Origin of the sequence: Sorangium sp. So ce1036 (assembly GCF_051369805.1) — a bacterium.
GTDB lineage: Bacteria > Myxococcota_A > Polyangia > Polyangiales > Polyangiaceae > Sorangium > Sorangium cellulosum_F.
In genome coordinates, this window is record NZ_JBBMOX010000002.1 from 986588 (window position 1) to 1000009 (window position 13422).

The 13422-nt window shown below is 72.7% G+C and carries 12 protein-coding genes and 1 pseudogene; 6 read left to right on the forward strand and 7 right to left on the reverse strand.

Translation table 11 applies throughout. The annotated features are described in order from the left end of the window. Window positions 1–27: 27 nt before the first annotated feature. Window positions 28–768, reverse strand: coding sequence for a type 1 glutamine amidotransferase domain-containing protein (locus WMF31_RS40705; protein ID WP_436607263.1), 741 nt, complete (start codon window positions 766–768; stop codon window positions 28–30). Between the two features lie 274 nt (window positions 769–1042). Then, a complete protein-coding gene (locus WMF31_RS40710; RefSeq protein WP_436607264.1) occupies window positions 1043–2041 on the reverse strand; it encodes an SDR family oxidoreductase in 999 nt (332 codons plus the stop codon). Between the two features lie 318 nt (window positions 2042–2359). Here WMF31_RS40710 and WMF31_RS40715 point away from each other — a divergent pair, with 318 nt between their 5' ends. Together WMF31_RS40715 and WMF31_RS40720 are read left to right on the forward strand one after the other, a co-directional pair. Continuing rightward, window positions 2360–2905: a hypothetical protein gene (locus WMF31_RS40715; RefSeq protein ID WP_436607265.1), complete on the forward strand. Its 546-nt coding sequence runs from the start codon at window positions 2360–2362 to the stop codon at window positions 2903–2905. A gap of 288 nt (window positions 2906–3193) precedes the next feature. Then, window positions 3194–3571, forward strand: a complete 378-nt coding sequence (locus WMF31_RS40720) for a hypothetical protein (RefSeq protein ID WP_436607266.1) — start codon at window positions 3194–3196, stop codon at window positions 3569–3571. Window positions 3572–3677: 106 nt separating this feature from the next. Here the strand turns inward: WMF31_RS40720 and WMF31_RS40725 are convergent. Further along, window positions 3678–4341: pseudogene (locus WMF31_RS40725) on the reverse strand (adenylosuccinate synthetase); the annotation flags it as partial. On the opposite strand from WMF31_RS40725, the gene WMF31_RS40730 reads away from it, so the two are divergent. Together WMF31_RS40730 and WMF31_RS40735 are read left to right on the forward strand one after the other, a co-directional pair. Beyond that, window positions 4321–4530: a hypothetical protein gene (locus WMF31_RS40730; protein WP_436607595.1), complete on the forward strand. Its 210-nt coding sequence runs from the start codon at window positions 4321–4323 to the stop codon at window positions 4528–4530. The pseudogene WMF31_RS40725 and the gene WMF31_RS40730 overlap by 21 nt on opposite strands. After that, on the forward strand, window positions 4496–4882 hold the full coding sequence (locus WMF31_RS40735) for a hypothetical protein (RefSeq protein ID WP_436607267.1): 387 nt from the start codon (window positions 4496–4498) through the stop codon (window positions 4880–4882). Before WMF31_RS40730 ends, WMF31_RS40735 begins: the two co-directional genes overlap by 35 nt. Window positions 4883–4960: 78 nt before the next feature. On the opposite strand, the gene WMF31_RS40740 is transcribed toward WMF31_RS40735, so the two are convergent. Together WMF31_RS40740 and hisZ are read right to left on the reverse strand one after the other, a co-directional pair. Continuing rightward, window positions 4961–6244, reverse strand: a complete 1284-nt coding sequence (locus WMF31_RS40740; RefSeq protein WP_436607268.1) for an adenylosuccinate synthase — start codon at window positions 6242–6244, stop codon at window positions 4961–4963. 112 nt (window positions 6245–6356) lie between these two features. Next, window positions 6357–7718 (reverse strand): ATP phosphoribosyltransferase regulatory subunit, encoded by a 1362-nt coding sequence (gene hisZ, locus WMF31_RS40745; RefSeq protein ID WP_436607269.1) that lies wholly within the window; start codon window positions 7716–7718, stop codon window positions 6357–6359. 203 nt (window positions 7719–7921) lie between these two features. On the opposite strand from hisZ, the gene WMF31_RS40750 reads away from it, so the two are divergent. Beyond that, window positions 7922–8641, forward strand: coding sequence for an RNA polymerase sigma factor (locus WMF31_RS40750; protein WP_436607270.1), 720 nt, complete (start codon window positions 7922–7924; stop codon window positions 8639–8641). A 107-nt stretch (window positions 8642–8748) separates the two neighbouring features. Here the strand turns inward: WMF31_RS40750 and WMF31_RS40755 are convergent, their stop codons facing one another. Continuing rightward, a complete protein-coding gene (locus tag WMF31_RS40755; RefSeq protein WP_436607271.1) occupies window positions 8749–9444 on the reverse strand; it encodes an HAD family hydrolase in 696 nt (231 codons plus the stop codon). Window positions 9445–10203: 759 nt separating this feature from the next. Here WMF31_RS40755 and rnk point away from each other — a divergent pair. Continuing rightward, window positions 10204–10626 (forward strand): nucleoside diphosphate kinase regulator, encoded by a 423-nt coding sequence (gene rnk / locus WMF31_RS40760; RefSeq protein WP_129355789.1) that lies wholly within the window; start codon window positions 10204–10206, stop codon window positions 10624–10626. Between the two features lie 148 nt (window positions 10627–10774). On the opposite strand, the gene WMF31_RS40765 is transcribed toward rnk, so the two are convergent. Then, on the reverse strand, window positions 10775–13396 hold the full coding sequence (locus WMF31_RS40765; RefSeq protein ID WP_436607272.1) for an FG-GAP repeat domain-containing protein: 2622 nt from the start codon (window positions 13394–13396) through the stop codon (window positions 10775–10777). Between the last annotated feature and the right edge of the window lie 26 nt (window positions 13397–13422).

Here is a 13422-nt window from a genome sequence, read left to right on the forward strand (position 1 = left end):
CCCAGCCCACCGTTGCCTGCTGCGGTCCTACGCGAGGACCACCCGGCGCAACGCGAGCACCGCGAGGCCTCCCACCGCGAGCGCCGCCGCGCCGCGCAAGACGCGTCGCGCCCTCGACGGGCTCGGCAGGAACGCGGCCGCGCCGAGCGCCGCGAGCGGGGGCGACGTCCGCTGCGGGGCCGACTGGACGGCGAGCGGCGACGCGGCGGCGTGAATCGGGTGGGCCTCGGCGAACAGGTCGACCATCGCGCGCACGAACGCGGGCAGATCCTGCGGCCCGCGGCTCGATAGCCAGTTGCCGTCGCGCACCGCCTCCTCGTCGCGCCACACGCCGCCGGCATGCACGATGTCGTCGCGGATGCCAGGCCAGGACGCGAGCTGCCTGCCGCTCACGAGCTCCGCCGAGACGAGCAGCCAGGGGCCGTGACAGAGGGTCGCCATGGGCTTTCTTTGATCGTCGAAGGCACGCACGAACCGGCGCGCCTCCTCGCTCTGCCGGAGAAGATCCGGGCTGATGAACCCCCCCGGCAGGAGCAGCGCGTCGTACACGGCCGGATCCGCCTCGTCGAGCGTCCGGTCGACATGCACCCTCTTGCCGGGCTCGTGCAGGTTCATCCCGCGGATCTTGCCCCGGCGAAGCGAGACGACCTCCACCTCCGCGCCCTCGGCGCGGAGCGCCTTCATCGGCACCGTCAGCTCGAGCTGCTCGAACCCGTCCGCTGCGAGCGCTGCTATCCGCTTCCCTGCAAGCCTCTTTCGTCCAGTCATGCTGACCTCACCGGTTGTGCGGCGGCGACGTGCCGGATCGGATCACCGGCGACCGGCGCGTTTCCGGGACGCCGATGGCGCTGCCCGTCCTGTGCTCCGGACATGGCTCTTCACGATCGTCCCTCGGCTTCCCTAGAGCCGGTGCGACGGTCCGCAACCGAGGCGAGAGCCGATTTCTTGGAGACCACGCGCCCGGCCAGCGCGGCCGCCGGACCCAGGTCAGCGCGTGTGTCGTTTTGCGACAGCGCGGCTCCCGGCGGGCGCGAGCGCGCGGTCACCGGGCGGCGAGGAGCCGCGGGCGGAGCCACAGCAGCCCCAGCATCGCCGGCGCGAGCGCGGCCAGCCCGACGACCGCGGCGCGCAGGAGCCGCTTCTTGCCCCGCGGCTTCCATCCGCCGCTCACCGTCGTCCCCTCCACCAGCGGCGTGAACAGGTTGCCGTTCGTCGCGTAGGCCGTCCGCCCGTGTTGCAGGTGCAGCCGGTCGACGGTCCGGGCGAGCAGGCGCTCGGTGAGGCCCGGCGCCAGGAAGGACAGCAGGGCGAGCTGGAGCGCCGAGCCCCCCACATAGACCTCTCGCCGCGGTGTCCGTGCCAGACGAACGATGGCGCGCGCCACGCGCTCCGGTGGATAGACCGGGGGCATGGCCCTGGGCGCGCGTCCCGTGTAGTTGCCGGCGTGCTGGAAGAGGGGGGTGTCGATCGTCGCGGGCATGACGACGCACACGTGGATATCGCGGGCCCGCAGCACCTCGAGCTCCTGCCGGAGGCTCTGGGACAGCCCGCGAATCGCGTGCTTCGACGCGACATAGGCGCTGACGTAGGGCTCCGAGAGCCTGGACACCATGGACGCGACGTTGATGAGCACGCCGCTGCCCTGCCGCCGGAACTGCGCGAGCGCGGCGCGGGCGCCGTGGATGTAGCCGAACAGGTTGGTCTCGATGACGCGTCGGTAGGGCTCGGAGGGCGTCTGTTCGAACAGGCCGAAGAGCGTCACCGCCGCGTTGTTGACCCAGACGTCGATCCGGCCAAAGGCCTCGACGGTGCGCCGCGCGATCTCCATGACCACGGCCTCGTTCGTGACGTCGGCGGGCACGACGAGCGCCTTGCCCCCTGCCTGCTCGCACTCGGCGGCGACCTCGCGCAGCGGCTGCTCCCGCCTGGCCGCCAGCGTGACCGCGGCGCCTCGCCTGGCGAACTCCAGCGCCGTCGCGCGGCCAATACCGCTCGAGGCGCCCGTGATCACGACGACCGTATCCCGGAATCTTTCGCGCATGCGTCACCCTCTCTTCTGCGCCGCGCGCCCTGCGCCGCGCGGCGTGCGGCCGGGCGCGACGGATGCGTGCTCCGCGCTCACAGGCCGTGATGGCCACATGCAAGGGGCGGGCAACGGCGCTCGATCGGGCGTGCCCCGATGCAGGGTTCCGGCCCTGTCTCGATTCCGAGGGTCGAGGTCAGCCCCCAGCATGTCGAGCGCGGGACGCGACGCCGGGCCTCGCTGGGGCGGCCCGCGTGCGCAGGACGCGTCCTCAACGCCGGCGGCTCGGCACGAGCCGCGAACGCAGACGACGTGGGAGACACATCAATGCGAAGCATGTTGCTGGTAGTCGTGGCCGCGTTGCCGCTCATGGTGGCCTGTGGGGGCAGCCGGGGCGGTGAACGTACGGGCGCGCCGGGCGCCGGGCAGACGGGCGGCGAGACAGGCGCACCTGAGGGCGCCCCCGAGGGAGAAACGCCGGGCACAGGCGAGACGCCAGGAGGGGAGACGGGCGCGCCGGAGGGCGAAATGGGTCCCCAGGGCGGCGCAGGCACGCGCGGCGGCACCCACGAGTGGGGCAGCCCGGGCGGGACCGGCACCCCCGGGAGCGGCACCACGAGGCCGGGCGGCACCCCCGGCGGCACCCCCGGCGGCACCACGGGGCCGGGCGGGACCGGCACGCCGGGCGGCACCACGGGGCCGGGCGGGACCGGCGCCCCCGGGGGCGGCACCATGACGCCAGGGGGCTCCACGAGGCCAGGCGGAGGCACCCAGGGTGGCGGCACCCAGGGTGGAGGCACCCGGGGCGGAGGCACTCAGGGTGGAGGCACCCAGGGTGGAGGCACCCAGGGCAGCGGGACCGGCCAGCAGGGCGGCGGCTAGCGCGACCAGCGGGGTAAACCCGCCTGAAAGAGCAGAACTCCGGCCCGCCAAGGTGCCAGGGACGCCAGGCGCAGAGACCTGGCCTGGCACCTTGGCGATTCATTTCTCCCGCTCATCGACGTGACCCGCAGGCCCTCTCCGGGGGATGCTCCCCGGGCGGGCCGTGGCGGGCGCCGCAGGGGAACACCGGGGCCGCGCGCATCGTTATGGCGAGGATCCCCACCCCGCGCGGAGGACACCCTCTCCGGGGTGCGGTGCGGCTCGGCACACCCTCCCGCGCAACCAGGAATGAACCTCGCGCTGCTCTGGCCCGTCCCTGTCGGGCTCCTCGTCGTGGTTGGCCTCTGGCGCCTGCGACGAGCCCTGGACCCGCCGCAACGTCTTCGCGCCGCGCACCGGGGGCTTGCGGCGGTGATCGGCATCGCGCTCAGCTACGTGCCGCTCTCTTACGGAGACGTGCACGTGTTGGGGTTCCCGTTTCCGGTTGCGTTCAGCGTGCAGCACGGGGAATTCCGCGAGCTGGCTTCGCTGGGGGCGGTAGGCCTGCTCTCCGTCGCAGGAAACGCGCTGTTCGCGCGAGAGATTGGGTGGCTCGTTGTTCGTGGGCGGCGCCGGGCCAGGCAGGGCGCGCCGAACGACGCGCTCGACCCGGAGCACATCGACTGAGCCAGCGCCCCGCCCGCGCGGCTCCGAGGGCGCGCGGACGGGGCGGCGGAGGGCCATCGCATCCGGCCCGCTGAGCCGGCGTCCGCCCCCGTCGGGCGCAACGCGGTCAGGCGAACGCGTTGCGCCGCACGATGGTCGCGTCGCGGTCCGCGCCGACCGACACCACGTCGACCGGCACGCCGGTCTCCTTCTCGACCATCTCGACGTACTGCCGCGCGGCCGCGGGCAGCTCGCTCATCGAGCGGGCGGCGTCGAGCGGCTCGCTCCACTCGGCCACCGGCTCGAGCACCGGCTTGGCCGTCGCGAGCTCGTCGATGGGGAACTCGCGCGTCCGCCCCGAGGGCGTGTCGTAGGCGACGCACACCTTGAGCTCCGGCATGCCCGTGAGCACGTCGAGCTTGGTGAGCGCGATCCCGTCGAGGCCGTTCACCCGCGCCGCGTAGCGCAGCGCCGGCAGGTCCAGCCAGCCGGTCCGCCGCGGGCGGCCGGTCACCGAGCCGAACTCGCCGCCGACCGTCCGCAGCCGCTCGCCCAGCGGGCCGCCGAGCTCGGTCGGGAACGGGCCCTCGCCCACGCGCGTGCAGTACGCGTCGAGCGCCGGGGCTCGCCGCCGAGCGCGCGCAGCGTCAGCGCCCACGCCTCGAGCGAGCGCGCGACGAGCGCCGCGAGCCGCTTCATGTCGCGCAGGTCGCGATTCGACCGTGCTTCTTCGCACCGGCACCCTGGCCGAGTTCGGTGTACGGTACGCCATCCTCCGCTTCGACTTCTCGCCGGTGCCGGCTGCAGCGACGGTCGTGTCCGCGACGTTGCGGCTCGAGCAGATCTACCGGGATGACATCAGCTCCAGCACCATCGACGTCCACCGGATCACCTCGCCATGGAGATACTACATGCTGCGAACAGGATTCGGATCCCTGGTACAGTATGAAGACCCGCAACCAGATTTGGTCCAACGTTAGGCTCGTGGCGATGGTACTTTTTGCTTCTGCCATGTATGCGATGGGACGTTCGTTGGCAGGACCGTCGCCCGATGTGACGATGCCGCTAGGCGTCCTCGGCGTTTTCTGTGCCGTGGCATCTCTATGCCGGCTTGCTTTCAAAGCGAGCGGCCGAGGGAAGGTGGGTCTTGGGCTCCTGGCGGCGGCTGGCGCGGGTGTTGCAATCGGCGCTGCGTCGATGGAAGCCGACTTCGCGCGGCGCATTGCCGCAATCCTGTGCATGTCCGCGATGCCGCTCTCGATCTTCGGCGCTTCTCTCGAGGTGCGCCGCCGTCGTCAGGCCGATAGCCGGGGACGCCCGTCGAAGCCGTAAGCAATCGTCGGACGGGCGCTCCCACCTCGACGGCGGGGCGCCCTCTCCGGCGACGGCGCCCTCAGCCGCCGACTCCCCTCACGCGAACGCGTTGCGCCGCACGATGGTCGCGTCGCGGTCCGCGCCGACCGACACCACGTCGACCGGCACGCCGGTCTCCTTCTCGACCATCTCGACGTACTGCCGCGCGGCCGCGGGCAGCTCGCTCATCGAGCGGGCGGCGTCGAGCGGCTCGCTCCACTCGGCCACCGGCTCGAGCACCGGCTTGGCCGTCGCGAGCTCGTCGATGGGGAACTCGCGCGTCCGCCCCGAGGGCGTGTCGTAGGCGACGCACACCTTGAGCTCCGGCATGCCCGTGAGCACGTCGAGCTTGGTGAGCGCGATCCCGTCGAGGCCGTTCACCCGCGCCGCGTAGCGCAGCGCCGGCAGGTCCAGCCAGCCGGTCCGCCGCGGGCGACCGGTCACCGAGCCGAACTCGCCGCCGACCGTCCGCAGCCGCTCGCCCAGCGGGCCGCCGAGCTCGGTTGGGAACGGGCCCTCGCCCACGCGCGTGCAGTACGCCTTGGCGAGGCCGAGCACGCGGCGGATGCGCGTCGGGCCGACCCCGGCCCCCACGCACGCGCCGCCCGCGATCGCCGACGACGAGGTGACGAACGGGAACGTGCCGTGATCGATGTCGAGCAGCGTCCCCTGCGCCCCCTCCAGCAGCACGCGCTCGCCGCGGCGCAGGGCGCCGTCGATGAGCTGCGACGTGTCGGCCAGCATCGGCGTGATCCGCTTCGCGAGCGGCGCGAGCTCGTCGAGGATCGCGTCGAGCGCCGGGGGCTCGCCGCCGAGCGCGCGCAGCGTCGGCGTCCACGCCTCGAGCGAGCGCGCGACGAGCGCCGCGAGCCGCTTCATGTCGCGCAGATCGCCGAGCCGCGCCCCGCGCCGCGACGCCTTGTCCTCGTAGCACGGGCCGATGCCGCGCTTCGTCGTCCCGAGCCGCACGCCGTCGGCCGCCGCCGCCTCGCGCAGCGTGTCGATGAGCGGGTGGAACGGCAGGATGAGGTGCGCCCGATCCGAGACGAACAGCCGCCCCTCGGTCGAGCACCCCCGCGCCTCCACCGCGTCGATCTCGGAGACTAGCACCCCTGGATCGACCACCATTCCCTGCGCCATCACACAGCGTGCGTTCGAGCGGAGGATGCCGCTCGGGATCAGCCGCACGATGAGCTTCTCGTTGCCCACCACCAGCGTGTGGCCGGCGTTGGGCCCGCCGGCATAGCGCACCACGAGGTCAGCGCTCTCCGTGTAGAGGTCGACGACTTTTCCCTTGCCCTCGTCGCCCCACTGCGCGCCGACGATCACGATCGCGGTCATTCCGAAGCTCCTCCCGGGTCACCTGGCCCAGCCTGTGCTCGCTCGTCAGGCCGAGCGGCTCCGTCCAGGTCCACGTTCGCCTTTACCCCAGGCTGGCGTGCCGAGCGAGCGTCTACTTGTCACCGGGATGTGCGGCCGTCGTCTTCAGCACGATCGCCTGGGCCACGGCGGCGTCGTCGAGGCCTCCTGGCACGGCGCTCGCACCGGCTGGCCCGCCCCCCGGCGCCGAGAGCACGAGCCTTCCGTCCTGCTCGCGCAGGAGGTGCGAGAACCGCCACGCCAGGGCGTACCCCTCCGGATCCTCGTCCGGCGGGTGCGCGACGACCGGCACGCCGCGCGCCCGCAGCGCCGCCGCGAGCGGCTCGGCCCGCTCCGGCCGCACCGCCACGAGCACCCGCGGCGCGGGCTCGTCCGCGGCGCCGGCGACCTCGCGCGCCCAGGCCACCGCGTCCAGGTTCAGCGCGAAGCCGACGGCCGGCATCGGCAGGCCGAAGCGGGAGAGCAGATCGTCGTAGCGCCCGCCCGCCGCGATCGGCTCCCCGGGGCCGTCGGCGAGCACGTGGAAGATGGCGCCCGTGTAGTAGGCGAGCCCACGCAGCTCGCCGAGGTCGACCCGGAGCGCCGGGCCGAGCTCGGGGCTCGTCCTCGCCGCGTCCCAGAGCGCGCGCAGCTCCGCGAGCGGCGCCTCGGCGGGCGTGCCGTCGAGGAGGCGGGCGGCCCGGTCGAACACCGCGGCGCCGTCGGGGTCGGCCTCGCCGCCGCCCGCGAGGTCCGGGAGCGCGGCGATCGCGTCCACGATGCGGCGCGGGACGTCGGCCGCGCGCGGGCTCGCGAGCACCGCGGCGAGGCGGGACGTGTCCTTCTGCTCGAGCACCTCGCAGAGCTCCGCGGCGAGGCCCGCCGGGACGGCATCGAGCAGCGCGCGGGCGATCATCGCGTGCCCGAGGTCGACCACGTACCGGTCGAGGCCGGCCTCGCGCACCGAGGAGGCCGCGAGCCGGAGCATCTCCAGGTCGCCCCCGAGCGTGCTCACGCCGTACAGCTCGACGCCGGCCTGCGGGATCTGCCGGTGGCGCCGCGCCCGCCCCTGGCGCCGCCGGAGGACGGTGCCCTCGTAACAGAGGCGGATCGGCCGGGGCGCGTCGGCGAGCCGCGTCGCCACGAGCCGCGCGATCTGCGGGGTCATGTCGGGGCGCAGCGCTGCCACCTCGCCCGACTCGGGCTCGATGAAGCGCAGCACGTCCGCGGCGTCCAGCGTGCCGAGCCCGCGCTCGAGCACCTCGGCGAACTCGAACGCCGGCAGCGCGACCGGCTGGTAGCCGTGCAGGACGAAGTGGTCGAGCACCCGCTTGGCGAGCGCGCGCCGGCGCCGCGCCTCCTCCGGGAGCAGATCGCGCATGCCCGCGGGCAGCGGGTGCGCGAGCGCGCGCGGGGGCGTGGAGACGGACGGCGCGGGCCGGTCCACTTCCGGCATCGGAACAAGGCGGTCTCCCCCTCGGGGGGCTTCCCATCGCGGAGCGTCGCTGGACATGATGGCCGCTTATACCGGCTGAGCACCCTGTGCGCACGTGGCGCGCACGTCCGTTGAGCTTGCCGTGGCAAGCCGTTTGCTGATCGGAGCGCACCACCGGGCCGTGGGCCGGATGCGCACGCGGCGCCCTCGACGGAGAATGGTTCATGGCTCTGACCGCCGTTCCGACCGATGTTCCGAGCCCCAGCAAGAGGCCCGATGCCCCCGCGCCGCAGCGCGGTTTCACCCGGCCCGGCGCGGTCTCCGCGCGCCCGGCGTGCCGCGCCGCGAGCGGGAGCCCCCTCGCCGAGGTGATCTGCAGGGCGAAGGACGGCGACCGGGAGTCGCTCGACGAGCTCACGCGGCTCATCCGTCCGCACGTGGAGCGGCAGCTCGCGCGCTACCCGGTGTCCGACGAGGACCGGCTCGACCTGGTCCAGTCGACCCTGCTGCAGGTGGTGCGGACGATCCGCTCGTTCCGGGGCGACTCGAGCTTCACCACGTGGCTGTTCCGGGTGACGGCGAACGAGGCGCTGATGCTGATGCGGTCGCAGCGAAGGCAGCGCGCCCGCATCGTCGAGGGGCTCGACTTCGAGGAGCTCGGCCTCCTGCCGACGATGCGCAGCACCACCGGCGAGGACGACGCCGCGTCGGCGGCGGAGCGGGAAGCGTATGTCCGCGAGGCGCTGTGCGAGCTGCCGGACGACTACCGCGACGTGGTGCTGGCGCACTACCACGAGGACCTCGGCCTCCAGGAGATCGCGCAGAAGCTCGCCGTGAGCGAGAGCGCGGTGCGCTCGCGGCTGCACCGGGCGCGCGTGCGCCTGCGCGCGATCCTCAACGCGACCGCGTTCGGGCGCGAGATCGCGGAGGGCGTCGCGGCCTGAGGCGCGCGGAGCGCGCCTGGCGGGGCGTGGCGCGCGCCTGGCGGAGCGCGGAGCGCGCCTGGCGGGGCGTGGCGCGCGCCTGGCGGAGCGTGGCGCGCGGCCCGCGGCTAGCGGAGCGTGGAGAGCCGGGTCGTCGCCTCGCGCCAGCGACGGAGGACGTCCCAGAGCTCGCTCAGGCTGTGGAGGAGCACGTCGGGCCGCGCGCTGAGCAGCGCCTGCTCCTGGGCGATGCCGCCGAGGACGCCGATCGAGCGCGCGCCGGCGCGGCGCGCGCACTCGATGTCCTGGGGGCCGTCGCCGACCATCACCATCCGGTCCGGCTGGACGTTGAGGCGCTGCGCGAGGCGGAGCAGCGGCTCGGGCGCCGGCTTCTTCTCGACGAGGTCGTCGCCCGCGATCACGGCGCGGAAGCGCGCGCGGACCCCGAGCCCGGCGAGCACCGCCTCGGTCGCCGAGCGCGACTTGTTCGTGCAGACGCAGAGCGACAGATCGGTGAGCTCGGAGAGCTTCTCGATGATCTCCTGCGCGCCCGGCATCCAGCGGGTGAAGTCGAGGGGGTGCTCCAGGTAGTAGGCGAGGTAGCGCTGGAGCAGATCCTCGACGGCCGCGGACGACTCCGGGAGCCTGGCCGCCCGTGCGCACAACGTGCGCGCGCCGTCGCCCACGTACCGGGCGATCACCTGCCCTGGCAACGGCAGGCGTCCCGTGGCTTCGAGCGCGTGGTTCATCGCCGCCACGATGTCGCCCCGGCTGTCGATCAGCGTGCCGTCGAGATCGAACGCGACCGCTGTAGGAGAGAGCATCACGGCGGATCGTACGCCGGCACCCCGGGTAGTGGAAGGTGCGGCGTGCGCTGGATCCACGCATTCCTGGGGTTGACACGTCCGCGCGCGCGCCGAGGCGCGGGTCCCGCCGCTCCGTCCGTGCGTTCAGCGAGCGCGTTCCGCCCGCCTGTTCAGCCCGTGTGTACAAGCCCCGACGCGATCCCGGCCGCTTCGACGTCACGCGCGATCCCGGCCCGCCCCCTCGATGAGCCCGTGTTCGAGGACACGGGGGGCCGACACGCTGAGGAATCCCGGCGTGATCGTCGCGGTGCTGTCCGACTCGTCCGAGGCTTGCTCGGCCGACGAGCTCGGGCCGCGGGCTCCCGCGGCGATCCGGCGCGAGCCCGGCCGGTGGACGAGCCGGTCCGGGAGGTGGAAAACGGGACGGCTTGCCGGACGCGCCGCTCCCTTGTCGTGGCCCGCGGAGGAGCGTCGTGTTACGGTCCCCGTGGAATGAGCGCCTGCCTGCACCTCGTCGCGTCGCGTTCGTGGCCTAGCCGCGGCGCGCGTAGCGCGCTCATTTCCCTGCGAACCCGGCTCCTCTGCCCGAGGTCGCCCGCACGCTCGTAGGGGAGCGGCCATCCGGCGCCTTTCGCTGGCCGCTCCCGGGATGAAGCGGGCTGGCGTCGAGGGGGCCTGCGCGGGCGACCTGGACAAGCACTCGCGCCGGCCAGCTCACCCGGCGCGGACCTTCGGCCGAGCCCGGATCGAGTCGACGACACAAGGAGATCCCAGCTCATGGCACCTCACTCGAACCCCATTGTCCTCACCGAATTTGATCGCGATCGGCTCGTGCGGCTGATCGAAGCGATGCGCGAGCGGCCCGGGGGAGACACCCCGAACCTGGAGGAGCTCGAGATCGAGATCGAGCGCGCGGACGTCGTGAAGCCGGGGGACATCCCGCCGAACGTGATCACCATGAACTCCAAGGTCGAGCTCGTCGACCTCGACACGCAGGAGCAGCTCTGCATGACCGTGGTGTTCCCCGGGGCCGCCGACGTGAAGAGCGGCCGGATCTCGGTGCTCGCGCCGATGGGGCTCGCGCTGCTCGGCTGTCGCGAGACCGAGGAGGTGGAGTGGCCCACGCCGAGCCGCACGCGACGCCTCCGGATCCAGCGCATCGTCTACCAGCCCGAGGCGTCGGGTCGCTTCGACATTTGAGCCCGGTCTGGTCGCTGAACACGGCGGGGCCCACGCCGTACCCCCCTGGACGCCCGTCCGTGAGCGGCGGGGCCCGCGCCTGGCGCTGCACCCACCCTCGGCCGCCTGGCTCGGTCCGGTCTTGTTCGGCGCTCCAAGCTGCTCGAGCTCACGGAGCGCCGCAGACGATCCCGCGGTTCCAGAGGACGCCGAAGCCGTCGCTGTCTTGATTGGCGGTCACGACGTCGGGCCAGCCATCCCGGTTCAAGTCGCCGAGCGCGACGCCGACCGGCTTCACGCCCGCCGGATAGTCGAGCCCGGTCGCGAACGTCCCGTCGCCGAGGCCGAAGAAGACGGTGATCGCGATGTTGTTGCTCTGGGCAACGACGAGATCGACCCGACCGTCGCGGTTCAAATCTCCTGCCGCCAGCGCCGCCGGATCACTCATATGCTGCGAAGTTCTGAACGGCGAGCCGAAGGTTCCATCGCCGACGCCGAGATGGACGGAGATGCCGCCGGCCCCGAGCGTCGCATAGTCGAGCACTGCATCGCCGTTGAAGTCGGCCGTCGCGATCGCGAGCGGCCTGGAGTGCGGATAGGAGTCTCCGAGATCGAAGGTGCCGTCGCCCTTGCCGAGCAGGACGCTGGTTTGCTGCGGGGAGCTGGTCGCGAAGAGCAGGTCGAGGTTCGCGTCGGCGTCGAGGTGTCCGAGCGCCACGGCCGTGGTCCTCGAGAACAGCGAGATCGATTCGGGCGCGGCCAGCGCACCGCCTCCTGCCCCGAGCAGGACGCTGACGCTCCCACCTTGCTCGTTGCCTGTCACGACGTCGAGCGTGCCGCTGTCGTCGACGTCCCCGAGGGCGAGCGCGTTGATACCGACGCCCGCCCCAGTCGCCGAGCGAACGGTGAACGACCCCGCGCCGCTGCCCGCGAGCACGTTGATGGAGTGGTCGCCCTTGTTCGCGACGACGATGTCGAGCGCGCCGTCGCCCGTGAGGTCCCCAGCCGCGAGCGCGACGGGATCGGTGCCGACGTTGTACGACGTCGGCGTCGGGAATCCGTAGGTCGAAGACGCCAGCGACACGCTCACCGTCTTCGACGTCTTGTTCGCCACCGCCACGTCGAGTCGCGTGTCGCTGTTGAAGTCACCGACCGCGACGGCGCTGGGCTTCGCCCCGGCGGCGACCCTCGATTGGGCACCGAATCCGCCCTTGCCATCGGCCAGCAGCGTGACCACGTGCCCTTGGGCGATCACGAGATCGGCCGCGCCGTCGCCGCTCACGTCCCCGACCGTCAAGGTCCGTGGGCTTCCGCCGACGAAGTACGTCGCGCTCGTGGGGAACTGACCGTCGCCGGCGCCATTCAGGATCGTGACGTCGTGGCTCGTATAGTTTGCCGTGGCGATGTCGAGGTGGCCGTCCTTGTTGAAGTCATGCACCGCGACGGCCCTCGGGCCCTGCCCCACGCTGTGGTACGTCGGCGTGGCCGAGAAGCTGCCGTTGCCCGTGCCCGGCAGGATCGCGACGAAGCTCCCTGACACGGTGACGACCAGGTCGACGCTGCCGTTCTCGTCGAAGTCACCCGCGGCGACGCCGGAAAGCTGCTGCGGGGAAAATGCGTACGTGGCTGGCGTGGCGAAGGTTCCGCTACCCGTGCCCAGGAGCACGTGCACGTTGGCGGCAGACACGGCCCGCCCGCTCGTGAGGATGTCGAGCGTTCCGTCGCCGTTCACGTCGACGACCGCGAGCGACGAGAGTTGGCCGTCGAGACGGATGGATGAAAGGGCCGTGAACGAGCCGCTCGCGGTGCCGGCAAAAATTCGAACATTGCCGCTCCCGTAGTAAGCCGCCACGATGTCTGCTCGTGTATCCCCGGTGACGTCCGCGATCGCGACCGCGCTGGGTTGGCTTCCACCGTCGAGCGAGCTGGCGGGGTCGAACCTGCCATTGCCCCTTCCCAGCAGGACGCTCAAGGTGTCGGCGTCCTGGTGCGCGGTGACCACGTCGAGCTTGCCGTCGCCGTTGACATCGCCCACCGCGAGGGCCTCCGAGTCCTGGGCTACGCCGTACCCCACCGGGGCAGCGAAGACGCCGTTGCCCTTGCCGCGCCGGATGTTGACGAAGTGCCAGTCCAGGAAGTTGGTGCCCGCGGCGACGATGTCGAGCCGGCCGTCGCCATCGAAGTCGCCGACCCCCGCCGCATGTGAGTAGTTGTATTCCTCACGGAGCACAGGAGGAACGCCCAGCGGCAGCATGCAGTCGTCGGCATCCCAGGCAGGGACTTCGCCGCCGCCACCCGTATTGCCATCGCCACCCCCCGTGGCCCCCCCCTCGCCGAGGCCTCCTGCGCCTCCAGGGTCAGCTCCACCCTGGGCTCCCCCGCCCGGGCCAGCTCCACCGCTGGCAGCGGTCGACCCACCAGAGCCGAGCGTGGCCGAGGAACCGCCGTCGCCATGGGCACCGGCGCCGCCATCCGAGCTCGCGTCGCCGCCGGCGTTGTTGCCGCCGGAGCCGCTGGCGCCGCCGGCGTTGTTGCCGCCGGAGCCGCTGGCGCCGCCGGAGCTGTCGCCTCCGCCGTCGCCAGCCGTGCCACTGCCGGCGGTGGCGTTCCCCTCAGGCTTCGACGGATCGCTGCAGCCATGGGCCAACGCGATCGCGAGCGCCGCCAGCATCGCCTTCGTGTGTCGATTCATCGTCGCCTCCCGGGCCGCGGGATCAAGCAGTCCCCGAGCGCCGAATGTACATGAGGTCGCTCGCATGGAGCGCGCGAGTTGCGTCCGATCCGTGCGCATCCCGCTGCGCCTCGGCGACGCCGCGC

Coding starts and splice junctions, on each gene's coding strand:
- WMF31_RS40705 (WP_436607263.1), bottom strand. CDS start 768: ATGACTGGACGAAAGAGGCTTGCAGGGAAGCGGATAGCAGCGCTCGCA.
- WMF31_RS40710 (WP_436607264.1), bottom strand. CDS start 2,041: ATGCGCGAAAGATTCCGGGATACGGTCGTCGTGATCACGGGCGCCTCG.
- WMF31_RS40715 (WP_436607265.1), top strand. CDS start 2,360: ATGTTGCTGGTAGTCGTGGCCGCGTTGCCGCTCATGGTGGCCTGTGGG.
- WMF31_RS40720 (WP_436607266.1), top strand. CDS start 3,194: ATGAACCTCGCGCTGCTCTGGCCCGTCCCTGTCGGGCTCCTCGTCGTG.
- WMF31_RS40735 (WP_436607267.1), top strand. CDS start 4,496: ATGAAGACCCGCAACCAGATTTGGTCCAACGTTAGGCTCGTGGCGATG.
- WMF31_RS40740 (WP_436607268.1), bottom strand. CDS start 6,244: ATGACCGCGATCGTGATCGTCGGCGCGCAGTGGGGCGACGAGGGCAAG.
- hisZ (WP_436607269.1), bottom strand. CDS start 7,718: ATGCCGGAAGTGGACCGGCCCGCGCCGTCCGTCTCCACGCCCCCGCGC.
- WMF31_RS40750 (WP_436607270.1), top strand. CDS start 7,922: ATGGCTCTGACCGCCGTTCCGACCGATGTTCCGAGCCCCAGCAAGAGG.
- WMF31_RS40755 (WP_436607271.1), bottom strand. CDS start 9,444: ATGCTCTCTCCTACAGCGGTCGCGTTCGATCTCGACGGCACGCTGATC.
- rnk (WP_129355789.1), top strand. CDS start 10,204: ATGGCACCTCACTCGAACCCCATTGTCCTCACCGAATTTGATCGCGAT.
- WMF31_RS40765 (WP_436607272.1), bottom strand. CDS start 13,396: ATGCGCACGGATCGGACGCAACTCGCGCGCTCCATGCGAGCGACCTCA.